The sequence below is a fragment of the uncultured Tateyamaria sp. genome (assembly GCF_947503465.1).
Taxonomy (GTDB): Bacteria; Pseudomonadota; Alphaproteobacteria; order Rhodobacterales; family Rhodobacteraceae; genus Tateyamaria.
In genome coordinates, this window is the sequence record NZ_CANNDN010000002.1 from 1 (window position 1) to 26,435 (window position 26,435).

General features: G+C 64.1%; 27 protein-coding genes and 1 pseudogene. 11 read left to right on the forward strand and 17 right to left on the reverse strand.

Annotation, left to right across the window (positions count from 1 at the left end; translation table 11 throughout):
* Positions 1–402: pseudogene (locus Q0844_RS12460) on the reverse strand (signal recognition particle-docking protein FtsY); the annotation flags it as partial.
* Positions 403–450: 48 nt separating this feature from the next.
* On the opposite strand from Q0844_RS12460, the gene Q0844_RS12465 reads away from it, so the two are divergent.
* Positions 451–1,353, forward strand: a complete 903-nt coding sequence (locus Q0844_RS12465) for a lytic transglycosylase domain-containing protein (RefSeq protein ID WP_299045322.1) — start codon at positions 451–453, stop codon at positions 1,351–1,353.
* 3 nt (positions 1,354–1,356) lie between these two features.
* Here Q0844_RS12465 and Q0844_RS12470 read toward each other — a convergent pair whose 3' ends face one another.
* Complete coding sequence (locus Q0844_RS12470; RefSeq protein WP_299045324.1) at positions 1,357–3,051, reverse strand: NAD(P)H-dependent oxidoreductase subunit E; 1,695 nt, start codon at positions 3,049–3,051, stop codon at positions 1,357–1,359.
* Between the two features lie 212 nt (positions 3,052–3,263).
* Between Q0844_RS12470 and Q0844_RS12475 the strand changes: the two genes are divergently transcribed.
* Together Q0844_RS12475 and Q0844_RS12480 are read left to right on the forward strand one after the other, a co-directional pair.
* Positions 3,264–4,295 carry an alkane 1-monooxygenase gene (locus tag Q0844_RS12475; RefSeq protein WP_366523004.1) on the forward strand — a complete coding sequence of 344 codons (1,032 nt, stop codon included), beginning with the start codon at positions 3,264–3,266 and terminating at the stop codon, positions 4,293–4,295.
* A gap of 40 nt (positions 4,296–4,335) precedes the next feature.
* Positions 4,336–4,731: a hypothetical protein gene (locus tag Q0844_RS12480; protein ID WP_299045326.1), complete on the forward strand. Its 396-nt coding sequence runs from the start codon at positions 4,336–4,338 to the stop codon at positions 4,729–4,731.
* A gap of 25 nt (positions 4,732–4,756) precedes the next feature.
* Here Q0844_RS12480 and xseA read toward each other — a convergent pair whose 3' ends face one another.
* A complete protein-coding gene (gene xseA / locus Q0844_RS12485; RefSeq protein ID WP_299045328.1) occupies positions 4,757–6,301 on the reverse strand; it encodes an exodeoxyribonuclease VII large subunit in 1,545 nt (514 codons plus the stop codon).
* 67 nt (positions 6,302–6,368) lie between these two features.
* Here xseA and purD point away from each other — a divergent pair, with 67 nt between their 5' ends.
* Complete coding sequence (gene purD, locus Q0844_RS12490; protein WP_299045330.1) at positions 6,369–7,634, forward strand: phosphoribosylamine--glycine ligase; 1,266 nt, start codon at positions 6,369–6,371, stop codon at positions 7,632–7,634.
* 106 nt (positions 7,635–7,740) lie between these two features.
* On the opposite strand, the gene Q0844_RS12495 is transcribed toward purD, so the two are convergent.
* From Q0844_RS12495 to Q0844_RS12505, 3 genes are read right to left on the reverse strand one after another with little or no spacing between them, the layout of a single operon-like run.
* Positions 7,741–8,148, reverse strand: coding sequence for a hypothetical protein (locus Q0844_RS12495; RefSeq protein WP_299045331.1), 408 nt, complete (start codon positions 8,146–8,148; stop codon positions 7,741–7,743).
* Positions 8,139–8,906: a VCBS repeat-containing protein gene (locus tag Q0844_RS12500; protein ID WP_299045332.1), complete on the reverse strand. Its 768-nt coding sequence runs from the start codon at positions 8,904–8,906 to the stop codon at positions 8,139–8,141. Before Q0844_RS12500 ends, Q0844_RS12495 begins: the two co-directional genes overlap by 10 nt.
* An 11-nt stretch (positions 8,907–8,917) precedes the next feature.
* Positions 8,918–9,241: a 2Fe-2S iron-sulfur cluster-binding protein gene (locus Q0844_RS12505; protein ID WP_299045334.1), complete on the reverse strand. Its 324-nt coding sequence runs from the start codon at positions 9,239–9,241 to the stop codon at positions 8,918–8,920.
* A gap of 123 nt (positions 9,242–9,364) precedes the next feature.
* Between Q0844_RS12505 and Q0844_RS12510 the strand changes: the two genes are divergently transcribed.
* A complete protein-coding gene (locus Q0844_RS12510; protein ID WP_299045336.1) occupies positions 9,365–9,793 on the forward strand; it encodes an OB-fold nucleic acid binding domain-containing protein in 429 nt (142 codons plus the stop codon).
* 71 nt (positions 9,794–9,864) lie between these two features.
* Entirely contained in the window at positions 9,865–10,389 is a 525-nt protein-coding gene (locus Q0844_RS12515) for a peptidoglycan-binding domain-containing protein (RefSeq protein ID WP_299045338.1), read from the forward strand.
* Positions 10,390–10,497: 108 nt separating this feature from the next.
* On the opposite strand, the gene Q0844_RS12520 is transcribed toward Q0844_RS12515, so the two are convergent.
* From Q0844_RS12520 to Q0844_RS12550, 7 genes are all read right to left on the reverse strand, one after another.
* Positions 10,498–11,970, reverse strand: coding sequence for a Do family serine endopeptidase (locus Q0844_RS12520; protein WP_299045340.1), 1,473 nt, complete (start codon positions 11,968–11,970; stop codon positions 10,498–10,500).
* A 172-nt stretch (positions 11,971–12,142) separates the two neighbouring features.
* On the reverse strand, positions 12,143–12,337 hold the full coding sequence (locus tag Q0844_RS12525; protein ID WP_299045342.1) for a DUF2065 domain-containing protein: 195 nt from the start codon (positions 12,335–12,337) through the stop codon (positions 12,143–12,145).
* Positions 12,338–12,341: 4 nt separating this feature from the next.
* Complete coding sequence (gene hflC / locus Q0844_RS12530; RefSeq protein ID WP_299045343.1) at positions 12,342–13,229, reverse strand: protease modulator HflC; 888 nt, start codon at positions 13,227–13,229, stop codon at positions 12,342–12,344.
* On the reverse strand, positions 13,229–14,398 hold the full coding sequence (hflK, locus tag Q0844_RS12535; protein ID WP_299045344.1) for an FtsH protease activity modulator HflK: 1,170 nt from the start codon (positions 14,396–14,398) through the stop codon (positions 13,229–13,231). The genes hflC and hflK overlap by 1 nt, the downstream gene beginning before the upstream one ends.
* A gap of 72 nt (positions 14,399–14,470) precedes the next feature.
* Positions 14,471–15,949 carry an FAD-dependent oxidoreductase gene (locus Q0844_RS12540; protein WP_299045345.1) on the reverse strand — a complete coding sequence of 493 codons (1,479 nt, stop codon included), beginning with the start codon at positions 15,947–15,949 and terminating at the stop codon, positions 14,471–14,473.
* Between the two features lie 11 nt (positions 15,950–15,960).
* On the reverse strand, positions 15,961–16,749 hold the full coding sequence (gene rpiA / locus Q0844_RS12545) for a ribose-5-phosphate isomerase RpiA (protein WP_299045347.1): 789 nt from the start codon (positions 16,747–16,749) through the stop codon (positions 15,961–15,963).
* Between the two features lie 102 nt (positions 16,750–16,851).
* Entirely contained in the window at positions 16,852–17,439 is a 588-nt protein-coding gene (locus Q0844_RS12550) for an EF-hand domain-containing protein (protein ID WP_299045348.1), read from the reverse strand.
* Between the two features lie 127 nt (positions 17,440–17,566).
* Here Q0844_RS12550 and Q0844_RS12555 point away from each other — a divergent pair, with 127 nt between their 5' ends.
* From Q0844_RS12555 to Q0844_RS12565, 3 genes are all read left to right on the forward strand, one after another.
* Complete coding sequence (locus tag Q0844_RS12555; RefSeq protein WP_299045349.1) at positions 17,567–18,280, forward strand: glutathione S-transferase; 714 nt, start codon at positions 17,567–17,569, stop codon at positions 18,278–18,280.
* Entirely contained in the window at positions 18,281–19,654 is a 1,374-nt protein-coding gene (locus tag Q0844_RS12560) for an L-serine ammonia-lyase (protein ID WP_299045350.1), read from the forward strand.
* A gap of 286 nt (positions 19,655–19,940) precedes the next feature.
* Complete coding sequence (locus Q0844_RS12565; RefSeq protein WP_299045351.1) at positions 19,941–20,858, forward strand: DMT family transporter; 918 nt, start codon at positions 19,941–19,943, stop codon at positions 20,856–20,858.
* Here the strand turns inward: Q0844_RS12565 and Q0844_RS12570 are convergent.
* Positions 20,776–21,495, reverse strand: coding sequence for a thiamine diphosphokinase (locus Q0844_RS12570; RefSeq protein WP_299045353.1), 720 nt, complete (start codon positions 21,493–21,495; stop codon positions 20,776–20,778). The genes Q0844_RS12565 and Q0844_RS12570 overlap by 83 nt on opposite strands.
* Positions 21,496–21,636: 141 nt before the next feature.
* Between Q0844_RS12570 and Q0844_RS12575 the strand changes: the two genes are divergently transcribed.
* A complete protein-coding gene (locus tag Q0844_RS12575) occupies positions 21,637–23,850 on the forward strand; it encodes a hypothetical protein (protein ID WP_299045355.1) in 2,214 nt (737 codons plus the stop codon).
* Between the two features lie 62 nt (positions 23,851–23,912).
* On the opposite strand, the gene Q0844_RS12580 is transcribed toward Q0844_RS12575, so the two are convergent.
* The 3 genes from Q0844_RS12580 to Q0844_RS12590 are packed head-to-tail and all read right to left on the reverse strand — an operon-like array spanning position 23,913 to position 25,845.
* Positions 23,913–24,290, reverse strand: coding sequence for a glyoxalase superfamily protein (locus Q0844_RS12580; RefSeq protein ID WP_299045357.1), 378 nt, complete (start codon positions 24,288–24,290; stop codon positions 23,913–23,915).
* A 28-nt stretch (positions 24,291–24,318) separates the two neighbouring features.
* Positions 24,319–24,543 (reverse strand): DUF2842 domain-containing protein, encoded by a 225-nt coding sequence (locus tag Q0844_RS12585; RefSeq protein WP_299045359.1) that lies wholly within the window; start codon positions 24,541–24,543, stop codon positions 24,319–24,321.
* A gap of 9 nt (positions 24,544–24,552) precedes the next feature.
* The gene (locus tag Q0844_RS12590) at positions 24,553–25,845 is read right to left on the reverse strand and encodes an adenylosuccinate synthase (protein WP_299045361.1); all 1,293 of its coding nucleotides are present in this window, start codon (positions 25,843–25,845) and stop codon (positions 24,553–24,555) included.
* Between the two features lie 170 nt (positions 25,846–26,015).
* Here Q0844_RS12590 and Q0844_RS12595 point away from each other — a divergent pair, with 170 nt between their 5' ends.
* A complete protein-coding gene (locus Q0844_RS12595; protein WP_299045362.1) occupies positions 26,016–26,414 on the forward strand; it encodes a DUF6524 family protein in 399 nt (132 codons plus the stop codon).
* Positions 26,415–26,435: the final 21 nt, after the last annotated feature.

Genomic DNA, 26,435 nt, shown 5'->3' on the forward strand with positions numbered 1-26,435 from the left:
TGGCTCTGGCTCTGGCTCTGGCTCTGGCTCTGGCTCTGGCTCTGGCTCTGGCTCTGGCTCTGGCTCTGGCTCTGGCTCTGGCTCTGGCTCTGGCTCTGGCTCTGGCTCTGGAACAATGATCGGATCCGGCTCGGGTGCAAGAGGCGGCTCAATTGGTTCGGAGACCGGCTCGGGGTCACTGATCTGCGGCGCCTCAAGCGGGGCCGGGGCGGGCATGGGATCGGAGACCGGGGGCATTTCCATGGGCGTCTGCACCGGGGTCGGATCGGGTGTCGGAATGATTTCGGGGTCAGGCGCTGCGGCCTCTTCCACGCCGCCATCTTCGACAATCGCCTCAAGCCCTTCGTCGATCTTGGACGAGGATTTGAACAGACGGTCCTTGAGTTTCTTGAAAAATGCCATGATGCCCCGATACTTGATCTGTTCCTGACCTAATACGAGCGGTCTGTCATGAAAAGGTGTGAGTTCTGGGCAGTGGTCCTGTGGGTCGTCGCGCTTTGGGCGCCAGGTGCGGCCATGGCGCGGGCGCCGGGGACGTTGTGTTCGTCGGGCAGCCTGGGGCCGGTGGCCTGCATCCGCCCCGAACATGCCGCCTTTGACATCTGCCAGCACATTGAAGGGGCCAGTGCCCGGCATATGCTGGACCCGGGGTTTTTCGCGCGGCTTCTGTGGCAGGAAAGCCGGTTTGACGCCAATGCGCTGAGCCCTGCCGGGGCGCAGGGGATTGCGCAGTTCATGCCCGGCACCGCGAAACTGCGCGGCTTTTCAGACAGCTACAATCCAGCCGAGGCGATGGAACGGTCAGCCCACTACCTGGCCGAATTGCAGCGGCGCTATGGCAATTCGGGGCTGGCTGCGGTGGCCTATAACGGGGGCGAGGGTCGTGCAGACGGGTTTGTCGAAGGGGGCGGGTTGGCGCGTGAAACGATGGATTACGTGCAGATCATCACCGGCCTGACGGCAGAGGAATGGCGGGATGCGCCGCCCAAGACACATGATTTCGCGCTGGAAGGCGACGCGGCGTTCATGCCTGCCTGCCTGGCCATGGCGGGCAGCCGGAAAGTCAGCGCAATCAAGGGGGTGCCCGGCAAACCGACCTTGCCCAAGTGGGGTGCGCAGATTGGATTTGGAGCGTCGAAGGCTGCCGCCCGGACCCGCGCGGACCGCGTAGCGCAGCAATGCCCTGCCGCCTCCCAGGCCAAGATCGACATCATATTTGTGAAGAATCGCGTAAATGGACGGCCCGGCTATCACATGGCGCGGATGACCGGGAACGACCGGGCTGCGGTGTCACGGAAGTGCCAACAAGTGCGGGCGCAGGGATGCCCCTGCGCCGTTTACAAGAACTGGTGAGCCTCAGACCTCGTCTGGGAAATGTTTCATCACCAGCTTGATCGGGTTCGGGGCCGCCTGACCCAGCCCGCAGATCGAGGCGTCGGTCATGGCGGTGCAGAGTTCATCCAGCAGACCCTGATCCCATCTGTCGGCCTGCATCAGCTTGACCGCCTTTTCGCAGCCCACCCGGCAAGGGGTGCATTGGCCGCAGCTTTCATCTTCGAAGAATTTCAGCATGTTGAGGGCGGCGTCGCGGGCGCGGTCGTGATCCGACAGGACAACCACCGCTGCCGACCCGATGAAGGTGCCGTGCGGTTGCAGCGTGTCGAAATCGAGGGGGATGTCGTGCATGGTGGCGGGCAGCAGGCCCGAGGATGGGCCACCCGGTTGGTAGGCCTTGAACACGTGGCCGTCGGCCATGCCGCCCGCCGCCTCGATGATGTCGGTGATGGTGGAGCCTGCGGGCAGCAGGTAGACGCCCGGTTTGGCGACGCGGCCCGAGACTGAGTAGCTGCGCAAGCCCGTGCGCCCGTTCTTTTCGGTACTGCTGAGGACCTCTGGTCCTTCGCGGCAGATGCGCGCGATCCAGTGCAGCGTTTCGACGTTGTGCACCAGTGTGGGCCGGTTGAAAATGCCGACCTGGGCCACGTAAGGGGGCCGGTGCCGCGGCAAACCGCGTTTGCCTTCGATGCTTTCGATCATCGCGGATTCTTCGCCGCAGATATAGGCCCCGGCGCCGCGGCGGAGGTCGATAAAGCCGAGGGCGACGATCCCTGCCTGTTCCAGTGCCCTGATTTCGCGCGCCACGATTTCAAGCACGACGGGGTATTCGTCGCGCATATAGATGAAACAGGTGTCGGCCTCGACCGCCCAGGCGGCGATCAGCATGCCCTCGAGGAACAGGTGTGGCGTGCGTTCGAGGTAGTAGCGGTCCTTGAACGTGCCGGGTTCGCCTTCGTCCCCGTTCACGGCAAGGTAGCGGGGGCCTGCATTGGCACGCACAAAGCCCCATTTGGTGCCTGACGGGAAACCCGCGCCGCCCAGGCCCCGGAGGCCGCTGTCCTTGATTTTCGTTTGCACGTCTTCCCAGTTGCCGTTTGCGCGAAGGGTGAGGAGTGCATCGTAACCGCCTGTTTCCCGGTAGGTTTCGAGTGTTTCATAGGCAGGGACGTGGGCGTGGGTGTCACCCGCCGCGATGGCGGCCTGCACCTTTTCAGGCGTGGCGTTGTCGATGTGGTTGTGACCCAGTTCCAGCACGGGGGCCGTGTCGCAACGCCCCATGCAGGGCGCGCGCAGCACGCGAACCTCAGTGGGATCAAGCCCGTCTTCCAGCGCTGCCTTGAGCTGCTGGGCGCCCGCCAATTCGCAACTCAGCGAGTCGCAGACCCGGATGGTGAGCGCTGCGGGCGGTGTTTCGCCTTCCTTCACAACGTCGAAATGGGCGTAGAAGGTGGCGACCTCGTAGACCTCGGCCATGGACAGTCGCATTTCTTCGGCCAGCGCCCGCAGATGAGCGGCAGAGAGGTGGCCGTACCTGTCCTGGATCAGGTGCAGGAATTCGATCAGCAGGTCGCGGCGGCGGGGCTGGTCGCCCAGCAGTGCGCGCACCTCATCCCAGGGCCCGTCTTCGAGCGCACGGCCCTTGGGGCGCACGCGCCCCTTGCCCTTGCCTGATTTCCAGACGCCCTTGCCCTTGGTCGATTGATCCAGCGCCATCGCACGCACTCCTGCCCTTGTCGTGGCGCGAACCTACCAGCGTCACGGCCCACCCATCAGCCCAAAAGCGACGCCCCGCAGGTCAATCCACGCGCCTATCGTCACCATGTCGCCGCCAATGGGTCACGCTTTGGCAGCAAATGGCTGTTACCTGTGCGCGCGGGCGCACCGTGCTAGGGTGCGCCGGCGAAAATCGGAGTGATTCTGCGACCATGCGAACGCTGTTGCCCTTTGCCGTTGCGAGCGGCCTGCCGGGCCTGTGCCTGGCGGCGGCCTGCCTGTGGGGTGGGCTGTGGCCTGCCGCAGCACTGTTGGTCATCACGGTTGTGGTGTTCTTTCTGGACAAGCTGCCCGTGCGCCCGGCCGTATCGGATGCGACGGGACACCGCCTGTCCGAAGCCCTGGGAATAACGCACTTCGTGCTGCTTGGCCTGACGCTTTGGGCCATGGGCACGGATTTGACGACGCTGGACAAGGCGCTGATTGTCATCGCGGCCGGGCTTTATTTCGGGCAGATCTCGAATTCGAACGCGCATGAGCTGATCCACCGGTCGGGGCGCTGGCCCTTTCGATTGGGCGCGGCCTGTTACGCCTCGATCCTGTTCGGGCATCATACCAGCGCGCATCGCCTGGTGCATCACATCCATGCAGCCACCGAAAAAGACCCCGCGACCGCACGGCGCGGCGAAGGGTTCTGGACCTACCTGCCGCGCACATGGATTGGCAGCTTTCGGGCCGGATTGCGGGCGGAACGTCAACGTCATGGCGGTGCCGCGTGGCCCGCGCCCTACCTGCTGTATGTTGGGGGCGCGGCGCTGAGCCTGGCCGCGGCCCATGCGCTGGCGGGACCGGCCGGGCTGCTGGGGCTTGTGTTGGTCAGTACCTATGCGCAGGTCCAGTTGATGCTGTCGGATTACGTGCAGCACTATGGCTTACGGCGACGCACGCTGCCCGATGGGCGGCGCGAGCCCATGGGGCCGGCCCATTCCTGGAACGCGCCGCACTGGTATTCGTCCGCCATGATGCTGAATGCGCCCCGTCATTCCGCACATCACGCGCGCCCCGCCACGGCATTTCCACAACTGGACCTTGATGCGCAGACGATGCCGATGCTGCCCCATTCACTGCCCGTCATGGCCGTGATTGCGCTGGTGCCGCCCGTGTGGCGGCGGATGATGGACAGACGGGTGGCCCGCTGGTCGGGGTCTGTGGCTCAAGGCGATTTGATGCCGGGCACGGCCTAGACCACTGGCGGGCGCTGACCCGCTCTGCCACAGTGGGGTCATGGTGTTTCGCAGTTTGATCATCGCACTGGCCTTGTGCGCCAATGCCGTTTCGTCCGAGCCGATGAGCGCTGCCGAATTCGAAGCCTATGTCACCGGAAAGACGCTGTTTTACGGGCGGTCAGGCGAAGCCTATGGCGCTGAAATCTATCACGAAAACCGGCGCGTGACCTGGTCATTCCTGGATGGCGAATGCAAGGAAGGGCGCTGGTATGCCGAGGGGCCGCTGATCTGCTTTGTCTATGACGACCGGCCCGACCCGCAATGCTGGACCTTTGAAAAAGGGCCCGGCGGACTGATCGCGACATTCGAGAACAACCCGACCAGCACCGCCCTGTATGAAGCGCAGGACATCGGCGAAGAGATGGTCTGTCTGGGCCCCAAGATCGGGGTGTAGGTGGCCGCGCACGGCCTGATGCGCCCTAGAACAGTGACCCCTGTTCGGGTGGCTTTGTGCCGGCCTTCCGGGCCGAAGTCTTGCCGCCACCCAGCTTGAGACGGCCATCGGTAAACTCGATCTCCAGCCCGCTGGCCTGTTCGGCTTGCGCCCTTGTGGTCAGCACCGCACCCCCGCCCCGCACGACGGCATAGCCCCGCGCCAGAGTTGCCTTGTAGCTGAGCGTTTCGCGCAGCCGGTCCATGGCGTCCAGCTTGCGGTGCAGATCGCCCAGCTGGCGCTGACCCGCCGCCTGCAGGCGGTCGGTCACATCGGCCAGCCGTTCCGATTTGCGCGCCACGTCCTGCGCGATACGGGCCAGTGTCAGGCGCGCGGCACGGGATACGAACCGATCGCGTTGCCCTGCAGCAGCCCGCGCCAACGCCGGGCCCAGCCGCGCCGACATTCCGTTCAGACGCCGGGCCTCTGCCGCGATGCCGCGGTGCAATGTGGCCGGGCGCAGGCTGCCGGATATGTCCGACAGGCGCACCTTGCGCCGCTGCACCCCCGCGATCAGGGCCGGGCCCAGCTGCCCGCCAATCACGTCCAACCGCTGGCGCGGCCCTTCGACCAGCGCATCGGCCCGTGGCAAGGCGCGGGCCAGGTCGCGCAGGCGCTGGTCGCGGCGCTGCATCGCTCCGCTGACCGCGCCCACCATGCGCGCACCGGCCTGTTCGACCCAGGCCAGCAATTCGTGCCGCACCGGCACTGCCATTTCCGCCGCCGCCGTCGGTGTGGGCGCCCGCCGGTCCGACACAAAGTCGATGAGCGTGGTGTCCGTTTCGTGCCCGACCGCCGAAATCAGCGGGATATCAGACGCCGACGCGGCCCGTGCCACGATCTCTTCGTTGAAGCCCCACAGGTCTTCGACAGAGCCGCCCCCGCGCGCCACGATCAGCAGATCGGGCCGTGGCATGGCGCCACCGGGGTTGAGCGCGTTGAATCCCTGGATCGCACGCACCACTTCCGGCGCACAATTGGCCCCCTGGACCGCGACGGGCCAGATCAGCACCTTGCGCGGGAAGCGGTCGCGCAGACGGTGCAGGATGTCGCGGATCACCGCGCCTTGCAGCGACGTGACCACCCCGATCACCTCGGGCAGATAGGGCAAGGGCCGCTTGCGTGCCTCGTCAAACAGCCCTTCTGCCGCCAGCGCCTTCTTGCGCTTTTCCAGCAGCGCCATCAGCGCGCCCTGCCCCGCAATCGCGATCCGTTCTGCATTGAGCGAGAATTTGGACTGGAAGCCCGAGGCGGTCATACGCCCCTCGGCCACCACCTCCATCCCTTCTTCGGGCATGGTGCCAAGCCCCGACACCTGCCCTTTCCACGTCATGCAGGACAGGACGTTGCGGTCATCCTTGAGGTCGAAATAGAGGTGCCCGGAGCGCGCCAGCACCACGCGCCCGACCTCGCCCTTGATGCGCACCCATCCCAGTTCGCCCTCGATCAGCTTGCGCACCTTGCCTGCGATTTCCGAGACCGAGAATTCGGGCGTGTTTGAACCGGGAATGGGATCGTCAACGAGGTTCATGAGCCATCCTTGTGTAGCGGGTTCCGCCAGCTTAGAACGCAAGCCAGCGAAGGCCAAGGAGCAAGCGATGAACATCCTCATTCTGGGCGGCGGCGGCCGCGAGCACAGCTTGGCCTGGGCGGTGTTGCAGAACCCGAAATGCGATCGTCTGGTGGTGGCGCCGGGCAATGCGGGCATCGCGGCCATTGCGGAATGCGCCGCGCTGGACATCGAGGATGGCGGCGCCGTCGTGGGGTTTGTCGAGGCCGAGAGCATCGATTTCGTCATCATCGGGCCAGAGGCACCTTTGGCCGCGGGCGTGGCCGACCGGTTGCGCGATGCGGGCGTCCTAGTCTTTGGCCCCAGCCAGGCGGCGGCCCAGTTGGAAGCCTCGAAGGCGTTCACCAAGTCGGTCTGCGACAGGGCGGGCGCCCCAACGGCAGCGTATGGGCATTTCACCGATGCCGCAGCGGCCCGCGCCTATGTCAGTGCGCAGGGTGCCCCGATCGTGGTCAAGGCTGACGGATTGGCCGCCGGCAAGGGCGTGATCATCGCCGAAACGGTCGCAGAGGCGCACGCGGCCATCGACGACATGTTCGGCGGCGGCTTTGGCGATGCGGGCGCCGAGGTGGTGATCGAAGAGTTCATGGACGGCGAGGAAGCGTCGTTCTTTGTCCTGTGTGACGGCACGGATGTCCTGCCCATCGGCACGGCGCAGGACCACAAGCGCGTGGGCGAGGGCGACACCGGACCAAATACCGGCGGGATGGGTGCCTACTCTCCGGCGCCTGTCCTGACGGAAGACGTGGCAGAACGGGCGCTGGACGAGATCATCCGCCCCACAATGGCCGAGATGGCGGCTCGCGGCATGCCCTATCAGGGGGTGCTTTATGCGGGCCTGATGATCAGGGACGGGGCGCCGCGCCTGGTCGAATACAATGTGCGGTTTGGCGATCCGGAATGCCAGGTCCTGATGATGCGGTTGGGCGCGCAAGCGCTGGACCTGATGCATGCCGCAGCCGAAGGACGGCTGGGCACAGCGCAGGTCAACTGGGCCGACGATCACGCGATGACGGTGGTGATGGCCGCGGACGGCTATCCCGGCACCTACCAAAAGGGTGCAATCCTCTCGGGCCTCGATGCGTTGCCCGGCACCAGCAACCAGATGGTGTTTCACGCTGGCACAACGGAACAGCAGGGGGCGATCACCGCATCGGGCGGGCGTGTCCTGAACGTCACCGCCCGTGGGCCATCGCTGCGGGCAGCGGCAGATGCGGCCTATGACATGGTGGACGCCATCGACTTTCCGGGCGGCTTCTGTCGGCGCGATATCGGTTGGCGCGCGCTTGACTGATCATCGCTGATCCTTCGATACGGCGACCTGATCCCTTTCACTTTGCCAGATAAACTCCCGCCGGAGGCTCCGGCGATGTCAACCCACGCAAGGGGCAGATGCGGCGTCAGGAAATCGGCACCTGCGTGCAGCCCACCGGGTCGTCGCTGATCTCGACAACCTCCTGCACCTCGCCCAGATCGTCCGTCGAGGCCACGAACAGGCGTGCATCCCGCAGAAACGGCACCCAACAATGACGCACGCCGGGCGGATCATCGTCATAGTCAAAGCAGACCTGCCCCTCGGTCACGGTCACGGTGCCATAGGCGCATGTGCCATTGGCACGGGCCCAGACGGTGCGGGTGCGCGACAGGAACTGCTCGGTTCCCACGGGCTGGCGGTCGGGAAAGGTGGAAAAGGATGCGGTGCGCTGCGCGACCAGATCCAGGAATTGTTCGGGTGTCAGGCGGTCCTGGGCTGCGGCAGGTGCGGCGCACAGGCACAGCAGCAGCGTGGCGACGCGCGCTAGTTGCACGCCATCGCCCGGGCAAAGGCGGGGCGTGTCGTGTCGCCCCCGAGAGTGGCACGCTGGAAGGTGGTGCCGTCCCAACGCAGGGCCACAAGGTCGGACCAGTTGGCGGTGGCAAGGATCATTTCGGGGACGCCATTGCAGGTGCGGATGCCGCCTGCGATGTCGACCTCTCCGATGCGGTGATTGGTGAGGCCCGGCATGGCGGCAACATCTGTGAGGGTTCCGTCCTTGTACCGCCAGATGCGCAGGGTCTTGGCCAGATGCGGGCGGTCGATATAGGCGATCTCGACCACGCCGTCCTGATCCAGATCGGCAGCCCCCAACGGGGCAAGCCAGCGGTTACGGGTGCCGATATGGGGCGTTTCGGTGATCTTGCCCTGTGCGCCGTAAATCGCAAATGCGCCGCCGGCCATCACATCCGTTTCAACCACCAGAACTTCGGGTGCACCGTCGCCGTCCAGGTCTGCCAGACGCGGGGCCACGTCCTCGAACACATGATCACGGGGCAGGACAAAGCGGCGGATCGCCCCGTCCGTCATTTCAAGTTCCAGCGCGCCCCATTCGATGGCGTCGCCCAATATGCCATGGGCATAGCGGTCGGTCGGCTCCGTATAGCGGGCTGCGGCGATCACATCTGCCGACACGGGGCCTGCCAGCACCACAAGCGCCAGCGACATCAGCCACGGGCGCACCTTTTGCAACGCGCCGCGGGCGGGACGACGCAGGAAACGTGACAGCAGACGCGGCGCCTCCCTTGTCATGCGCGCATCACTCAGATCTGCTTTTCGGGCATCTGCACAACCAGACCGTCCAGTGCGTCGGTCACTTTCAGCTGGCAAGTCAGGCGCGAGCGGGTCTCGTCCGGCTCGTAGGCAAAGTCGAGCATGTCGGTTTCCATATCGTCCTTGGCGGGCAGCTTTTCGACCCAGTCCGCGTGCACGTAAACATGGCAGGTCGAACAGGCGCAGGCGCCACCGCAATCGGCCTCGATGCCGGGAATGTTGTTGTCGCGTGCGCCTTCCATGACCGTCAGGCCATTGGCGACGTCCACCACATGTTCCGTGCCGCCATGTTCGATATAGGTGATCTTGGCCATCTCTTGCCCCTTCAATTCACGTTCCGCATATCTCTACCGGGCAGGAGATAAGGCTGCCAGCCCCTTTTGCGACCCCTGTCTTTTCCGCTTGCGACACGGGGATTTTGTTCTATCTTTGTTCTCATGCAGGTCTATCCCGCCCCCTCTGTCGGCCACACCGCAGCCTGGCCCCGCCCGCCCGCATGCCTGCGCGCGTCCGAACTGGGTGCACCGCCTGTGAATGCGCGGGTGGCGGTGGCGGGGCTGGTGATCCTGCGCCAGCGGCCCGGCACGGCCAAGGGCGTGATCTTCATCACGCTTGAGGATGAGACGGGCGTGGTGAATGTCATTGTCTGGCGGCATATCTATGAACGCTTTCGCCGGGCCGTGGTGGCGGGGCGGATGCTCAAGGTCACGGGTCGGATGCAGCGCGCCCATAACGTGACCCATGTGCTGGCCGAGGATATCGAGGATATCTCGCCCCTGCTGGACCAGCTTCTGGCCGAAGGCACAGGCCGTCAGATCGGGGCCGAGGCCCGGACCGAGACCTGGGAAAGCCGCAAGAGCGGTTGAGGGCACGGGGCTAGGCAGAGCGGGCGCGCGCGTCTATGGTGCCCGCAAACGCCCAATCAGAGGCATCGAGCATGACCATCAGACCTTTCATCACCGCGCTTGCGGCGGCAGTCCTTGTTGCAGGTTGCGCCGAAAATGGCACCGTCACATCGGCGGCCAATATCGATCCCATATCGCTGGCCACGGCCCCGCCCGGCGCGGCCCCCGGCACGTGCTGGGGCAAGACCATCACCCCCGCCGTGGTCGAAACCGTGACCCGCAAAGTGCAGCTGCAACCCGCACAGATCAGCAGCGATGGCCGTGTCCAGGCCCCGCCCATCTACAAGACCGAAACGCAGCAGGAGGTCGTGAAACCCCGCCGCGAAAGCTGGTACGAGATCATCTGCGAGGCGCAGGTGACGCTTGATTTCATCGCCTCGGTTCAGCGGGCGCTGGACGCGCGCGGCTTCTACCGGGGTCCGATCACGGGCGAGCTGGACATGCGCACCCGCGCAGCCATCGGCCGCTATCAACAGTCCGAGGGGCTGGACAGCAAGGTGCTGTCCATTGCAGCCGCGCGCAAACTGGGTCTGATCGCCGTGGCGCAGCCCGCCTGACCCGCGGGCACACCGACACGTGCGTCTTACGCGTGCAACGCCGGTCCACCCGAAACGAAAAAGGCGCCCCGCAGGGCGCCTTTTGCTGTCAGTTTCCGGTGGTGTGGCTCACTCTGCAAGGCCCAGCGCGACAAAGCGCGGATCACCTGCCCTGCGCACCAGAAGCAGCAGTGACTTGCGTCCGGCGGCCTCAACCTCTTCGAGGCGTGCCTCGAACTCGGCGATGCTGTCGACCTTCTGCTGCCCCGCTTCGGTGATGATGTCGCCCGCGCGAAGCCCCTTTTCATAGGCTTCCGAGGTTTCGTCCACTTCGATCACCGCCAGACCTTCCTGATCTGCCGCCGCACCCAGCTGTTCGCGCAACTCGTCCGACAGGGTGCTCAGCGTCAGCCCAAGCACGTCCTTGGTTTCGGCCTCGGCCGGTTCGTCTTCGACGGGGGCCACGGCAGGCACGGCGCCTTCGGCTTCTTCGCGGCGACCCAGCGTCACGCGCAGGGTCACAGTGTCGCCATCGCGGAACACAACCACGCGCACGGTTTCGCCCACGGGGCTGTTGCCCACCTGACGGACCAGACCGCGTGTATCGGCAACTTCGACCCCGGCAAAGTTCAGGATCACGTCACCGTCCTGCATGCCTGCATCCTTGGCAGGGCCATCCGGCACGGATGTCACAAGGGCGCCCGCCGTATTTTCAAGGCCGATGGCTTCGGCAATGTCATCCGTCACGTCCTGAATGCGCACACCCAGCCAACCGCGACGGGTTTCGCCAAACTCTTGCAACTGGTCGACCACACGGGTCACCACGTTCGATGCCATCGAAAAACCGATACCGATGGACCCGCCATTGGGTGACAGGATCGCGGTGTTCACACCGATCACCTGACCGTCCATGTTGAACAGCGGACCGCCCGAGTTGCCCCGGTTGATGGCCGCATCTGTCTGGATGTAGTCGTCATAGGTGCCGCTGAGCGCCCGGTTGCGCGCCGATACGATCCCGGCCGAGACTGAGAACCCCTGCCCCAGCGGGTTACCCATCGCGATGACCCAATCACCCACGCGGGCCGTGTCGCTGTTGCCGAAGGGCACGAAAGGCAGGGGGCCGTCCGCTTCGACCTTCAGCAGGGCGATATCGGTGTTGGGATCGGTGCCGACCAGTTCGGCGGTCAGTTCGTCACCGTTGAAAAATTCGATATTGATCTCGTCCGCGCCTTCGATGACGTGGTTGTTGGTCACGATGAACCCGTCTTCGGAGATCACGAAACCAGAGCCAAGGGCCGAGGAGCGGCGGGGGCGGTCGCCCTGGCCGTTGCGATCCTGGAACTCACGGAAGAAGTCTTCGAAGGGCGAGCCTTCGGGCACGATGCCCTGTGGGCCGGTGCGGCCTTCGATCACTGTCGAGGTGGTGATGTTCACCACCGACGGGCTGATCTGCTCGGCCAGCGGCGCGAGGCTTTCGGGGCGGGCCTGCGCCATCAGCGCCTGCACCAGCACAAAGGCCAGCGTCAGTGCGCCCAGCCAGAGGGCGCGCAAGTAGGGCATTTGTGAGTGTTGTCTGGAGAGGGCGATTGCCTGTCGCTGCATCAGGGTACTCCTGCTTAGTCTTGGTGACCGCTTCGGTCGATTTGCACACGTTCATGCGCAACTGCGCACAGGGTGCATGTAGGGTTGCACGCTTGCAACATCAAAGATGGTTCAGCACATCCGCGTTTCAACAACGCGTGATCATTCCGTGATCAAACGTGAGGCACAGACCTTACAATCCGATGAAAAACGCGAGCCAGATGCAGATCAGGCCGCTGACCAGGACCAGCGCCCCGAATTGGCGGCGGGCGTTTTCGGGAAGGCTCCGCAGCATCTCAAGCACGCGCTCGATAAGCGAAGGGGCCAGCACATAGGCCAGCCCCTCCACAAGCATCACAAGTCCGAGGGCCAGAAGGACCCAAGCCATGACGTCAGTCTCCCTCGGCGCTGCGCGTCCCCTGGTCAGAGCGCAGGTAGTTGAAGAATTCGCTATCCGGTGACATCACCATGGTCGAGTTCTCGCCCCTGAGCGCGCGCTGATACGCGGTCAGCGACCGGTAGAACTCGAAGAACTCCGGGTCAGCGCCGAACGCCTCGGCAAAGATGTTGTTGCGACGCGCGTCGGCCTCACCACGGATGATCTCGGCCTGACGTTCGGCATCCGATGTCAGTTCCACGACGGTCCGGTCGGCCTGGGCGCGCACACGCTGGGCCGCCTCGTTACCGCGGGCGCGTTCGTCGGTGGCCTCGCGTTCGCGTTCCGCCCGCATCCGTTCAAAGGTGGCATCCAGGTTTTCCGCAGGCAGGTCGGTACGCTTCAGGCGCACGTCCACCACCTCGATACCCAGCGCGCGGGCTTCGGCAATGGCACCGTTGCGAATGCGCAGCATCAGGGCTGCCCGGTCAGAGCTGAGGATATCGTTGGACGATACCGAGCCCAGCACTTCGCGCAACTCGTTCCGCAAAATGCCGTCAATCCGGCGCTCGGCGGCCAATTCGCCACCTGTACCGACGGCCTGCCTGAATTGGTTCACATCCGTGATCCGGTAACGGGCAAAGGCGTCGACAACCAGACGACGATCATCCAGAGGTGTCACTTCGAGCGGTTCGACATCCCGGCTGAGAATGCGGTCGTCATAGCGCACGACTTCCTGGATCAGCGGGATCTTGAAGGCCAGGCCGGGGTCTTCCTTGATGTCAACGACACGGCCGAATTGCAGCACAAGCGCTTTTTCACGTTCGTCCACGATGTACAGGGATGACAGGCCAATGGCCGCGATCACAACCACAATGGGCAGAAGAAATGCAGATCTACGCATCAGTTGGTCCCTCCGCTGCGGCGCAACTCGTTCAGGGGAAGATAGGGGACAACGCCCTGCCCGCCTCCGCCGTTTTGGGTTTCGTCCAGGATGATCTTGTCGATGTCGCCAAGCACCTGTTCCATTGTCTCAAGGTAGAGACGCTTGCGCGTCACTTCGGGCGCTTTCAGGTACTCCTCGAGCACGGCAGAGAAGCGGCTTGCCTCACCCTGTGCCTGGTTGACCTGCTGGGCGCGGTAGCCTTCTGCCTCTTCCAGAAGCTGGGCCGCCTGACCCCGTGCTTCGGCCAGCACCCGGTTGGCATAGGCGTCGGCCACGTTTTGCAAGCGGTCCCGTTCCTGTTCCGCGGCCTGCACGTCGCGGAAGGCGGCGATCACGGATTCCGGCGGGTCGGCCTTGTCAAAGTTGACGCGAATGATGTTCACACCTGAATCGTAGCTGTCGAGCGTGGACTGGATCAGTTCCTGAAGACGGGCCGCAATGGCACCCCGGTCACGGTTCAGGATCGGGGCCAGTTCCGATTGCGCGATGATCTCGCGCATGGCCGATTCCGACACGGCCCGGATTGTCGGGCGCGGATCGCGCAAGTTGAACAGGAACTTGTCCGGCTGGGTGATGTTCCAGACCACCTGAAAGTCGATATCGACGATGTTTTCGTCGCCCGTCAGCATCAGGCCGGCATCGCCTCCACGACCGCCCACTCCAATCTCTTCGGTCTGTTCGCGCGTGACCGGGATCACCTCTGCCGTCACGACGGGCCACGGGGCAAAGTTCAGGCCCGGATTGCCGACGGATGAAAACTCGCCCAGGAACAATTCGACTGACTGCTCTTCGGGCCGGACAGTGTAGAAACTTGCCAAGCCCCAAAGCACAATCGCGGCCAGGGCCCCAAGACCCAGCGTGCCGCGTGTCAGGAACGGACCACCGCCGCCGCCCGATCCGCGCCCGCCACCGGTGCCGCCACCGCCGCGACCGCCCATCAGGACGCGCAGCTGTTCCTGGCCTTTTTTGACCAATTCATCGATTTCGGGGATCTGCGGACCCTCATCACCGGGACCGCGCCCGCCACTGCCGCGGCCACCGCCGCCGCCGGAACCGTTCCGGCGTCCGCCGTCACCGTCACCCGAGTTTCCGCCACCCCCCCAGGGGCCGCCTGTATTGCCAGCCATGTGGTATTGTTCTCCTCTTGCCGTGCGGCCTGTGCCACACCTTTGCATTACCTGTGATTTTTGCCCCGAAATTCAAGCAGTCCGCATCGGGGTTCGCATTGTCACGATCTCTTCGGACATGGTGGGGTGCACCGCCACCGTCCGGTCGAAATCTTCTTTGGTGGCGCCCATCTTGATGGCGACACCGGCCAGTTGGATCATCTCGCCCGCGTCCGGTGCGACGATGTGACAGCCCAGGACGGTGCGGTTGGCCTTGGACACCACCAGTTTCATCAACACGCGGTCGGGTTTTCCGGCAAAGGCGGTGCGCATGGGACGGAACGACGTGCAATACACCTCGACCTCCTCCTTTTCGCGTGCGTCTTCCTCGCTCAGGCCGACGGTGCCCATTTCGGGCTGGGTGAACACGGCCGACGGGATCAGGCTGTGATCCACTGCCGTGGGGTTGTCCTTGAACGCAGTTTCGACAAAGGCCATGCCCTCGCGGATGGCGACCGGCGTCAGGTTGACCCGGTTGGTCACGTCGCCGATCGCATAGACGCTGTCGACGGCGGTTTTCGAATACTCATCGACCAGGATCTCACCGCGCCGTCCCACCTCTATGCCGACCTCCTCCAGCCCCATATCGGTGCTGTTCGGATCGCGGCCCGTAGCAAACAGAACGGCATCAAACACCTGTTCCCGCCCGTTGGTCGATTTGACCCAGACAGGCCCCGTGCGGTCCCCCTGCGCGTCATCCTTGACCCCGCCATAGGCCATGATCTCCTCCTGCTGCGCGCTGGCCCCCATGGCCGCGTCCGATGCCGTCGGCACGGGACCTGAATGATCATCCGACGCCGGGCCCATCTGGACGATGTTGGTGCCGGTGTGCAGTTCGATGCCCCGGTCGCGCATGGCTTCGGCAATCAGGCCGCGTGCCTCGTCATCAAAGCCGCGCAGGATCTGCGCACCGCGATAATACTGTGTAACCTGCACGCCCAACCCATGCAGGATGCAGGCAAATTCGCAGGCGATGTATCCGCCACCGATGATCAGGATCGACTTTGGCAACGTGTCGAGGTGAAAGATGTCGTCACTGACGATGCCAAGGTCCGCATTTGGCAGGTCGGGTCGCACCGGACGGCCACCGGTTGCGATCAGGATCGTCTTGGCGGTCTTGGTCTCGCCCGTGGACAACGCGACGGTGTGCTTGTCCTTCAGCGTGGCGCGCGCATCAAATGTCTCGACCCCGGAATTTTTCAGAAGGCTGCGGTACACATCCTCCAACCGGTCCAGTTCGGTGTTCAGGCGGCTGCGAAAACCCGACCAATCGAAGCTGCCACTTGTCATGTTCCAGCCATAGGCGTTGGCGACATCAGCCGTGCCGGAGAATTCGCTGGCAAACACCATCAGTTTCTTGGGGACACAGCCCCGGATCACGCATGTGCCGCCATAGCGGTCGTCTTCGGCCAGGGCCACGCGGGCCCCCGCCTCGCCCGCGGCGACCCGCGCCGCGCGCACACCACCGGAACCGCCCCCGATGACAAAGAGGTCGTAATCATAGTCAGCCATGGGTGTGGTCCTTAGTCTGCAAGGTCGGTGAACAGATTGTCGCTTTCCAGAAAGTCGAGCCGATCCTGTTCCACGGTGCCTTCGTTGATGTCGCGCACTTCGACCCTGCCATCACCGTAGCCAATCACGACCGCATCACAAATATCGATGAAAAGGCCGTTTTCAACCACACCCGGCATCTGATTGATCACCAGGCTCAGCTGGCGCGGATTGCCGATACGCTGCAAATGCAGGTCCAGGATATAGTTGCCCTCGTCGGTGATAAAGGGACGTTCGCCGTTCATGCGCAGGCTGGATTGCCGGCCCAGCACATCCATGGAAATCAGGGTCTCCTCGACCAGCGCCTGCGTTGTCTGCCAACCGAAGGGGATCACTTCTATGGGCAGGGGGAAGGCGCCCAGATGCTCTACCTCTTTCCCGATATCGGCGATCACCACCATTTGATCAGAGGCTGTCGCCACGATCTTTTCCTGCAACAGTGCGCCGCCGCCGCCCTTGATCAGGTTCAGGTCGCCATCAAATTCGTCCGCGCCATCGATGGTCACGTCCAGCCACCGCGCCTCGTCCAGGCTGATCACCTCGATCCCGACCTCGCGCGCCAGATCGGCGGTGCGGGTGGACGTGGGCACGCCCTTGAACCGCAATCCGCCCTCGCGGACCTGTTCGCCCAGACAGCGCACCAGCCAGGCCGCCGTTGATCCGGTGCCCAGTCCCACGCGCATCCCATCTTCGACGTAGTCGGCCGCGCGTTTCGCGGCGACGAATTTGGCCTTGTCGATGGGCGACAATTCTCCGGACATGTTCGACGACTCCCCAAGTGCTGAGCCGCTTATACGCAGCCCGCGCGTCCGTTGCGACCCCTTGGGACGCAATTTGCGCGCCGGCGCCGGGGAAACGGCAGATCAGGCCGGTGCGCCCAGCAGTTCCATCGCCTCCAGCACCTCGTCCAGCTGAACCCGGTCGTCGCCATTCAGGTCAAAGGTCATCATCTCGCGCATCGCCGCCATCGCGGTGTCCGACAGGTCGGCATCGGCGCGCAAGGCGGCCTGACGACGTAATTCAGCCCAGCTGACAGTGCCATTGTCATCGGCATCCGCCGACCTGTGCCACACCAGAAGCCGCCCGCGCATCGTGGCCGAGGCCGCCCGCAACAGCACGTCCAGTTCGGCCCGCGTGACGCTCAGATCATCGTTCAGGTCCGCCTCAAGCAGCCGCCGCATCTCACGCGCGCGGCTCCGGGCGTGTTCGGCGGCAATGGCCGTCTCGATATCCGCAGCGCTCAATCCCTCGGGCCCGCCATAGCCAAGGATGAGCCCCGCCGCCTCTTGCACAAAGTCATTCGGGCGCGCCCGCATCCGGTTCAGGGTCGTGCCCGGCGTACGCGCGACCAGCGCGTCCACCAGGGCCTGTCCCGACACCTCTTGGGCAAAAGCCGCCCGCCATGGCATCGCACAGGCCAGAACAGACATCAGCAACAAGATCCAGCGCATGGGCACATCCTCCTGCCCGGCAGGAAATCGCAGCTTGGTAAAGGCCCGGTTAACATTGACCCAAACCTGGACGATTTGGTCGTTTTGAGACATCGGCCCGCCGCGCGGGCGGGGTACATGACGGGGCATGAGCTATGTTTTGCACTATGCGCCCGACAATGCCTCGATGATCGTGCGGCTGGTCCTCGAGGATCTGGGCCTCCCCTATCAGGTGGCGCTGGTGGACCGTGCGGTTCAGGCGCACCAATCCACGGCATTCCGGGCGCTGAACCCCGCCGGTCTGATCCCTGCACTGGAAACGCCGCAAGGTGTGATGTTCGAAACCGCCGCGATCCTGCTGTGGCTGGCGGACACGCACCGGGCGATGGCACCCGAGCCAGGCAGCGCGAGGCGGCCCGCCTTCCTGTCGACACTCTTTTTCACGTCCAACACCCTGCACGCGCAGTTGCGGATGATGTTCTATCCGTGGAAATACGTCGGGCCGGACGACGAGGCCCAAGCCAGGTTGCGGACGAAGCTGCGCACCGCAAGTGCGGCCGACATGGCGCTGCCCGGGGCCCTGACCGTGCTGGATCGATACTATGCCAGCCTGGACAAGGACGGCGCGCGCGCGCCTTGGGTCCTCGACTATTACATTGCATGCATTCTGCGGTGGTGCCGCATCTATCCGGCGAGATGGACCGGCTGGTGCGATCTGGGCGCTTATCCGGCACTGGACCGCCTGACCAAAATGCTGGAAACACGACCCTCTGTGGACCGCGTGGCCCGGGCCGAGGGCCTTGGTGCGCACCCGTTCACCGCTCCGCAACTGCCCACCCCACCGGAAGGATCGGCGCTCTAGATGTTTCTCTCTGTCTTCGAGATGTTCAAGGTCGGCATCGGCCCGTCCTCGTCCCACACCATGGGGCCGATGGTGGCAGCAGCCCGGTTTCTGGACATGATGCGCGCGTCGCCCTTCCAATTTGCAGGTGTGCGCGCCTCGTTGCATGGCTCCCTGGCTTTCACCGGCGTGGGCCACGCCACGGACCGGGCCACGATCCTGGGATTGGCCGGGTTCGTGCCGGACACCTATGATCATGACCAGGCGCAAGCGACCTTGGCCGCCCTGCACGACACGCATCTTCTCCACCCCGAAGGCCTGCCAGCGCTGCGGTTCGATCCCGGGGCGGACCTGATCTTTGATTACGACACGCAATTGACGGGCCACGCCAACGGCATGATCCTGATGGCCACGGATGCCCAGGGCGACGTCACGTTGCGCCAGGTCTTCTATTCCATCGGCGGCGGCTTTGTGATGACCGAGGAGGAGCTGGCCGCAGGCAAGGCCACCGACGAGGGCGCGCCCGTCCCCTACCCGTTCAAGACCGCCACCGAGATGCTCGAGATGGCAGAGACATCCGGCAAGACCATTGCAGGCATGAAGCGCGCCAACGAGGTGTCGCGCAATGGCGATGCGCATCTGCGGTCAGGCACCAGACGGCTGTGGCAGGTGATGAATGATTGCATCACGCGCGGTCTTTGCACCGATGGTGTCCTGCCCGGTGGTCTCGGCGTGAAACGCCGGGCCAAGGGCATCCACGACAAGCTGATCGAGGAACGCGGCATGAACCTGACCGCGCCGCACACGATCAACGATTGGATGAGCGTTTATGCCATGGCCGTGAACGAAGAGAACGCCGCGGGCGGTCAGGTGGTCACCGCCCCCACCAACGGGGCCGCAGGCGTGCTGCCCGCGACCCTGCGGTATTACCTCGACCACGTGCCCGGCGCATCCGAAGCCCATATCGAGGACTTCCTGCTGACCGCCGCCGCGATTGGCGGGCTGGTCAAGTACAACGCCTCCATTTCAGGGGCGGAGGCTGGCTGCCAAGCCGAAGTGGGCAGTGCCGCCGCCATGGCCGCCGCCGGTCTCTGCGCCGTGATGGGGGGCACGCCCGCCCAGATCGAAAACGCCGCCGAGATCGCACTGGAACATCATTTGGGCATGACCTGTGACCCCGTGCGTGGGCTGGTGCAGGTGCCCTGCATCGAACGCAACGGGCTGGGGGCGATCAAGGCGGTCAGCGCCGCCAGCCTTGCCCTGCGCGGAGACGGCACGCATCTTGTCCCGCTTGACGCCTGCATCGAGACGATGCGGCAGACCGGCGCGGACATGAGCGAGAAGTACAAGGAAACTTCGCTGGGGGGATTGGCGGTGAACGTGCCGAATTGCTGATCCGCCCGGAGTGGCACGGGCCTCGACATTGCAGGCCCGCAGAGGCTCGGAACGGTGGGTTGCAGATCCGGATCCCGCGTTGCCACCGATCGCGCCTGCCTGCGCAGCCGCGATATGACGTGGTAAGCATGAGGCAAGACACCCCGGGTCCGGTGGGTGGGCGAATTGGCGAAGCCAAGAGTGCACGCGGCGGACATCTCCCATCGCGCAACCTTGACGCGAAATAGCGTCATCCACGCCCCAAACCAGGTGTTGCGCTCACCGGTCGAACAGATAGCGTTAACCCATGGCTCAAGATCGCCCTCTTCTCGGCATCCTTCTGATGCTGGGCTTTTGCATCGTGGCCCCGGTGGGGGACGCGGTGGCGAAAGTGTTGGGCCAATCTGTGCCCCTCGGCCAGCTGGTGCTTGTCCGTTTTGCAGTGCAGGCGGTGATCCTGATCCCGATCGTCTGGGTCGGGTCGCGCCTGTGGCGGATGCAGGGCCGGGTATTCTGGCTGACCCTGTTCCGAACCGTGCTGCACATCCTTGGCATCGGCGCCATGTTCACTGCCTTGCAATATCTACCACTCGCGGACGCGGTTGCCATCGCCTTTGTCATGCCGTTCATCATGTTGCTCCTGGGCAAATACGTGCTGGGCGAAGAAGTTGGCAGCCGCCGTCTTGTGGCCTGCATCATCGGATTTGTCGGCACGCTGATGGTCGTGCAGCCCAGCTTCGTTCAGGTCGGCTGGCCCGCCCTGTTGCCGCTCTTCGTGGCTCTGAATTTCTCTGTCTTCATGCTGGTGACCCGCCAGATCGCCAAGGAAACCGATCCGATCGGGCTGCAAGCGGTCAGCGGCGTGATGGCCATCGTGATCATGGCACCGCTGGTGTTCCTTCTGCAGGGCTATGACCTGCCGGGGATCGAACTGATCCGACCCGATGCGGTGGAATGGAGCCTCCTTTTGTCGATCGGCCTGCTGGGTACAACCGCCCATCTTCTGATGACCTGGTCGCTGCGCTATGCGCCCTCGGCCACGCTGGCGCCCATGCAATATCTTGAAATTCCCTTTGCGACGATCATCGGGTTTCTGGTCTTCCGCGACCTGCCTGACGGCCTTGCCGCCGTGGGCATCTGCATCACGATTGCGGCGGGTCTTTACGTTGTCCTGCGCGAGCGGGCCATCGCGCGGGTCGGGACGCGTGCACCAGCGCCCGCGTAAGGGATGACAGACAGCGCCGCGGCACGATCAGGATCATCGCGGGCGCTGTCATGGTTAACGCAACCGGCCCCTCCGCCATGTTCGACGTGCCAACCCGGACCATCGGATCGAACACCAGCCCGTCAATGCCCCAGCGCAATCCGGCGGATGTCCCCTGCACCGGTGCAAGTGGAACAAGCGACACGACCTCCCCTGCCCGGGTGTCCAGGTCCAATGCAGGCGGGCACAGCAGAACGCATTCCTCAGGCCCCAGCAGGATGCAGGGCCGATCTGGATAGCGGGCCAGCACACTGAGACAGGCCAGTTGATGATCAACGCGACCGCCCAGAAAGCCCACGGCCAGAACCAGAGGTGCCGCGATATGCCGCAACGCCTTGTCAAAATCGGTGCTGTCCTGCTCGGCAATGCGGTGGTGCCGGTCGGCAGGGATCTGCGCAAGCGTCTCCGGCGACACGGAATCGAAATCCCCGATGACCGCATCCAGGGCCACACCCGCGCGCAGGGCCACCTCTGCCCCCCCGTCGGCGGCCACGAAACGGGTGGCAAGGGCCTGAACGGCGGCCACATCCGCCAAATCCGCCGCACCGCCGCCAAACAGGGCCACGGGGTCAGAACTGTGAACAATCGGGAAAGTCATGCGGGATTAATGCAATTTTCGGAAACAGATCACAATGTTGCCGCGAAATGATACCCTCAACCGCACAGATTCGGGCCGCTTTGGTCCGGCATTGCCCTTTAGAACACCCTTTGCATATCGGCAGAGGACGAGCATCCGATGATGAGTAACAATAAAATTTTGACAGTCTCCTATGGCACGTTCTCGTGCACGTTGGAAGGATTCGATGACAGCTTCGGCACGATGAAGGCAATAGCGGAGTATTTCCGCGACCTTGCGGCCGATGACAGGTATTTCGGGGCTGAACCGCCCCAACCAGACGTGGAAATGCTGGCCCGCATCGCCGAGCGCGAGATTTCGCGCCGCGTCGAAGCGCGCCAACAGGAAGGCCGGATCGTGCTCAGCGCCGAAACGCCTGCGCCTGCGCCGAGCACGGCATCTCCTGCCGCCTTGGCCGCCGCGACAGCCGCCCCTGCCGCGATTGCCGCCGCTGAGGACACAGCCGAGGCCGAAGCCGCGGACGCCCCGACCGCAGGCGCATCCGAACCCGCAGAAGCCGTGGCGGATACGCCCGGGGCCGAGGGAGTTGAGGCCGACGCACCGGTGGCAGAGGCCGTCGAGGCCGAAACGATCGAAGATGCCGCCGAAGACCCCGCCGTGACGGCGGAAGATGAAGGCGAGATCGCGCCCGAGACCGAAGACGCCAAGGCCGAAGATAAAAAGGCAGACGCGGACCTGGCCGAAGCCGAAGCCGAAGCCGAAGCCGAAGCCGAAGCCGAAGCCGAAGCCGAAGCCGAAGCCGAAGCCGAAGCCGAAGAATTCTTTGCCAGCGCCCCCGTTGATGCAACCCCTGTCGAGGCCGAGCCTGTGGACGAGGCGGTTGATCCCGCCCCGGTCGCCGACATGGCCCCCGACAGCATCGCGGCCAAGCTGCAACGTATCCGCGCCGTCGTGTCGCAAAGCCAGGAAGAGGCGGAAGAGGACGAATTGTTCGAAGACGAACATGCCGAACCCTTTGCCCCGTCTGCCGAAATGGACGATATGGCCGACGCGCAGGAAGATGCGGTATCGGCCCAGGCCGTGCGCGAAGCCGCAGCAGATGACATCGCGGCCGCCCAGGCAGACGACAGTGCCGATGCGGTTGAAGACGACGATGACGACATCGCCGACATTCTTGCCCGTTTTGAACAGGATGCAGATACCCAAGAGGATGCCACCGCCATCGAAGAGGCTCCCGAAACGGGTGCGGGCGCCGATGCCCGGCACCTGGACGACGCAGCTGACGACGATCTCGGGCTCGACACCCTGGCCGCGCTGATGGCAGCTGACGATGGCACGCCCGACGCGGACGAGGACAAGGCAGACAACATCTTTGACGAGGCCCCGGAAGCCGAGACCGAAGATGAGGTCGAGGCAGCGGTCGAACCCCCTGCCCCTGCCAAGCCGATTGCCCGCGTGATCAAGGTCAAACGCGCCGATATCGACGCGGCCATTGCCAGCGGCGCCCTCGAAGAGATCGAGGACAGCTCTGCCCCGACCTCGCTTTCGGAGGAGGAGGAGGCAGAACTGTTGGCCGAACTGGCCGAGGTTGAGGCCGAACTGCCTCAAGCCGAACTGCCCGTGGCCGAAGATGCCGTTGGGTCCGATGATGATGCAACGATGACCGCGGTCGACACGGACGACGTGATGGACAGCCAGGTGGAAGAGGTCGAAGCCGAACCTGCAATGATCAAGGACGATGATGTCCAGCGTCTGATGGCCGAAGCCGACAACCAGATGGAAGAACCCGAAGGGTCGCGCCGCCGCAACGCCTTCCAGCATCTCAAGGCCGCCGTGATGGCGAAAAAGGCCGATGCCGACATCGGCAAGACCGATGGCGAGGACGAAGGGGCCTTTCGGTCGGACTTGGCCGATGTGGTCAAGCCGCGCCGCCCCGCGCCCCGCGGTGAAGGCGCCCAACGCCCAAGCACGGACCGCCCGGCGCCGCTCAAGCTGGTGGCCGAACAGCGTGTTGATGTGGATGCGGCGCCCAAAGGGCCGGTGACCCCGCGCCGCGTGGCAGCCGTCCAGGATGCAGCCGCCGACGATGCCGCCAGCTTTGCGGACTATGCCTCCGACATGGGCGCACATGACCTGCCTGCCCTGCTCGAAGCCGCGGCAAGCTATCTCAGCTTTGTCGAAGGCCGCGACCAGTTTTCACGCCCGCAACTGATGACCAAGGTCCGTCAGGTCGAACAAGGCGATTTCAGCCGCGAAGACGGGCTGCGGTCCTTCGGACAATTGCTGCGCGCCGGCAAGATCGAAAAGATCAAGGGGGGCCGCTTTGCCGTCACAGGCGACATCGGCTACCGTCCGGATCAACGCGAAGCGGGCTAGGTCCTGCGAAGACAGAGGCTCAGGGGCGGCTCATGCAGGCCGCCCTTTTTCGTTGTCGGCGGTCAGCCTGCGCCGTCAGGTATATCAGTGCAAAAGATCAGCCGGTTGCCGAACGGGTCAGACATCGTCATGTCGTCCATGCCCCAGGGCTGACGCTGCACCTCGGGCCGCGCGTGAGGGTCGTCTTTCGCCAACACTGCCGCGCAAAACCCGTGCACATCGTCCATCTCGATCCTTATCGACCCGCCGGGGCTCGCGTCACCGAAAAACTCCGACAGGTGCAGACGGCATTTTCCCAATTGCACGCCCAGGCAGAGCGGCCCGTCCCTGTCCTGACGAAAGGCAAAGGTTTCTACGAAGCCAAGAAAACCAAGGTAAAAGTCACGCGCCAGACGCTCATCAAAGCAGCGGAATATGGGAATGGCGGGATGGAACAGCATGATGGCACCTCCTTGTGGCGCCACCCTATCACGAATCCGGTGTGTCGGGATCCGCCTGACCGATCCCCTTGAAGATGAACTTGAGCGGAAATGCCCAGATCACGCCCAACCCGACATAGATCACCAGTTCCACCAAGAACGACGGGCGTTCGAAGACCCCGACCAATGACACGGCTGCCACGATGTAAAGGGGCAGCGCGACGATCAGGATCAGCAGGGACAGGCGTTTCCGGGTCTTGTAGCGCAGGGCCATCTTGCCTCCTCAGTCGGCGAACGGGTCCCGGACAAGGATCGTATCCTCGCGCTCGGGCGAAGTGGAAAGTAGGGCGACAGGGCAGTCAATCAACTCTTCCACCCGGCGCACGTACTTGATGGCATTGGCGGGCAGGTCGGCCCAGCTGCGCGCGCCTTCGGTCGATTCCGACCACCCGGGCATCTCTTCGTAGACGGGTGTGCAACGTGCCTGCTGGTCGGCGGCGGTGGGCAGGTAATCCATGCGCACCCCGTCCAACTCGTAGCCCACGCAGATTTTGAGCGTCTCGAACCCGTCGAGCACGTCGAGCTTGGTCAGCGAAATCCCGTTCACGCCGGAGGTCGCGCAGGTCTGGCGCACCAGGCACGCATCGAACCACCCGCAACGGCGCTTGCGGCCCGTGGTGGTGCCAAACTCGTGGCCCCGTTCGCCCAGACGCTGGCCGTCTTCGTCTTCCAATTCGGTCGGGAACGGCCCCTCGCCTACGCGCGTCGTGTAGGCCTTGACGATGCCAAGTACGAAATCGATGCTGCCGGGTCCCATGCCGACACCCGTGGCCGCCTGACCCGCAATCACATTCGAAGATGTCACAAAGGGATAGGTCCCGAAATCAATGTCCAGAAGCGCGCCCTGCGCCCCTTCGAACAGGATGCGCTTGCCTGCCTTGCGCGCCTCGTTCATCACTTTCCAGACGGGGGCGGCGTATTCAAGGATCGCCGGAGCGACTTCGGCCAGCTTGGCAATCAGCGCATCGCGGTCCACCGGATCAAGGCCAAGACCACGGCGCAGTGCATCGTGATGCACCAACGCCCGGTCCACGCGCAACTCAAGCGTCGCCTGATCCGCCAGATCGGCCACACGCACCACGCGACGGCCGACCTTGTCCTCGTAACACGGACCGATGCCGCGCCCCGTGGTCCCGATCTTGGCCACGGAATTCTGCGCCTCGCGCGCCCGGTCCAATTCACCATGAATGGGCAGGATCAGCGGCGTGTTCTCGGCAATCATCAGCGTCTCGGGTGTGATCTCGACCCCCTGGCCGCGCAGCGTCTCGATCTCGGACACCAGGTGCCAGGGGTCCAGCACGACACCATTGCCGATAACAGACAGCTTGCCGCCGCGCACAACCCCCGACGGCAGCGCGTGCAGCTTGTAGACCTCGCCATCAATGACCAGCGTGTGCCCGGCATTGTGGCCGCCCTGAAAGCGCGCGATCACGTCCGCCCGCTCGCTCAGCCAGTCGACAATCTTGCCCTTGCCCTCGTCGCCCCATTGCGCGCCGACAACCACCACATTGGCCATGAGACATCCTTTCCATGAAACCCGCGCCCGTATAGCGACGCAAGGGCCGGACGCAAACCGCTATCTGTGTTTCTTCTGACCGAAAATACGACCGCCGGAGGCTCCGCCGCTTGCAGCCTGCGCAGGTTTCAGGCCATGAACACGTCCAGACGACAACAGGACCACTTATCATGGGCTTTCTCGCACGCTGGCTCTTTGCCCTGGCACTCCTCACCGCAACCTACAATCCGACCGAATACAACTACGTCCAATGGGTCACGCAATACGGCGGGCAAAACCTGTCCATCGCCGTGCTGGCGGGGCTGCTCTTGCTCATTGCCTATATCATCTACCTGCGCGCCACGCTGCGGTCGATCGGCGGGATCGGCATGGCTCTGATCCTGGCCGTGGTTGGTGCCATGCTCTGGGTGGCCTATGATCTGGGGTTTCTCCGCCTCGACAACCGCAATGTGAATACATGGCTGGGGTTGCTGGCCCTGTCGCTGGTGCTGGGCATCGGGCTGAGCTGGAGCATCGTGCGTCGCAGACTCTCCGGTCAGGCGGATGTGGACGATGTTGACGAGGTTTGAGGCGGGGCGGCCGATTTTTTG

Coding starts and splice junctions, on each gene's coding strand:
- Q0844_RS12465 (WP_299045322.1), top strand. CDS start 451: ATGAAAAGGTGTGAGTTCTGGGCAGTGGTCCTGTGGGTCGTCGCGCTT.
- Q0844_RS12470 (WP_299045324.1), bottom strand. CDS start 3,051: ATGGCGCTGGATCAATCGACCAAGGGCAAGGGCGTCTGGAAATCAGGC.
- Q0844_RS12475 (WP_366523004.1), top strand. CDS start 3,264: ATGCGAACGCTGTTGCCCTTTGCCGTTGCGAGCGGCCTGCCGGGCCTG.
- Q0844_RS12480 (WP_299045326.1), top strand. CDS start 4,336: ATGGTGTTTCGCAGTTTGATCATCGCACTGGCCTTGTGCGCCAATGCC.
- xseA (WP_299045328.1), bottom strand. CDS start 6,301: ATGAACCTCGTTGACGATCCCATTCCCGGTTCAAACACGCCCGAATTC.
- purD (WP_299045330.1), top strand. CDS start 6,369: ATGAACATCCTCATTCTGGGCGGCGGCGGCCGCGAGCACAGCTTGGCC.
- Q0844_RS12500 (WP_299045332.1), bottom strand. CDS start 8,906: ATGACAAGGGAGGCGCCGCGTCTGCTGTCACGTTTCCTGCGTCGTCCC.
- Q0844_RS12505 (WP_299045334.1), bottom strand. CDS start 9,241: ATGGCCAAGATCACCTATATCGAACATGGCGGCACGGAACATGTGGTG.
- Q0844_RS12510 (WP_299045336.1), top strand. CDS start 9,365: ATGCAGGTCTATCCCGCCCCCTCTGTCGGCCACACCGCAGCCTGGCCC.
- Q0844_RS12515 (WP_299045338.1), top strand. CDS start 9,865: ATGACCATCAGACCTTTCATCACCGCGCTTGCGGCGGCAGTCCTTGTT.
- Q0844_RS12520 (WP_299045340.1), bottom strand. CDS start 11,970: ATGCAGCGACAGGCAATCGCCCTCTCCAGACAACACTCACAAATGCCC.
- Q0844_RS12525 (WP_299045342.1), bottom strand. CDS start 12,337: ATGGCTTGGGTCCTTCTGGCCCTCGGACTTGTGATGCTTGTGGAGGGG.
- hflC (WP_299045343.1), bottom strand. CDS start 13,229: ATGCGTAGATCTGCATTTCTTCTGCCCATTGTGGTTGTGATCGCGGCC.
- hflK (WP_299045344.1), bottom strand. CDS start 14,398: ATGGCTGGCAATACAGGCGGCCCCTGGGGGGGTGGCGGAAACTCGGGT.
- Q0844_RS12540 (WP_299045345.1), bottom strand. CDS start 15,949: ATGGCTGACTATGATTACGACCTCTTTGTCATCGGGGGCGGTTCCGGT.
- rpiA (WP_299045347.1), bottom strand. CDS start 16,749: ATGTCCGGAGAATTGTCGCCCATCGACAAGGCCAAATTCGTCGCCGCG.
- Q0844_RS12550 (WP_299045348.1), bottom strand. CDS start 17,439: ATGCGCTGGATCTTGTTGCTGATGTCTGTTCTGGCCTGTGCGATGCCA.
- Q0844_RS12555 (WP_299045349.1), top strand. CDS start 17,567: ATGAGCTATGTTTTGCACTATGCGCCCGACAATGCCTCGATGATCGTG.
- Q0844_RS12560 (WP_299045350.1), top strand. CDS start 18,281: ATGTTTCTCTCTGTCTTCGAGATGTTCAAGGTCGGCATCGGCCCGTCC.
- Q0844_RS12565 (WP_299045351.1), top strand. CDS start 19,941: ATGGCTCAAGATCGCCCTCTTCTCGGCATCCTTCTGATGCTGGGCTTT.
- Q0844_RS12570 (WP_299045353.1), bottom strand. CDS start 21,495: ATGACTTTCCCGATTGTTCACAGTTCTGACCCCGTGGCCCTGTTTGGC.
- Q0844_RS12575 (WP_299045355.1), top strand. CDS start 21,637: ATGAGTAACAATAAAATTTTGACAGTCTCCTATGGCACGTTCTCGTGC.
- Q0844_RS12580 (WP_299045357.1), bottom strand. CDS start 24,290: ATGCTGTTCCATCCCGCCATTCCCATATTCCGCTGCTTTGATGAGCGT.
- Q0844_RS12585 (WP_299045359.1), bottom strand. CDS start 24,543: ATGGCCCTGCGCTACAAGACCCGGAAACGCCTGTCCCTGCTGATCCTG.
- Q0844_RS12590 (WP_299045361.1), bottom strand. CDS start 25,845: ATGGCCAATGTGGTGGTTGTCGGCGCGCAATGGGGCGACGAGGGCAAG.
- Q0844_RS12595 (WP_299045362.1), top strand. CDS start 26,016: ATGGGCTTTCTCGCACGCTGGCTCTTTGCCCTGGCACTCCTCACCGCA.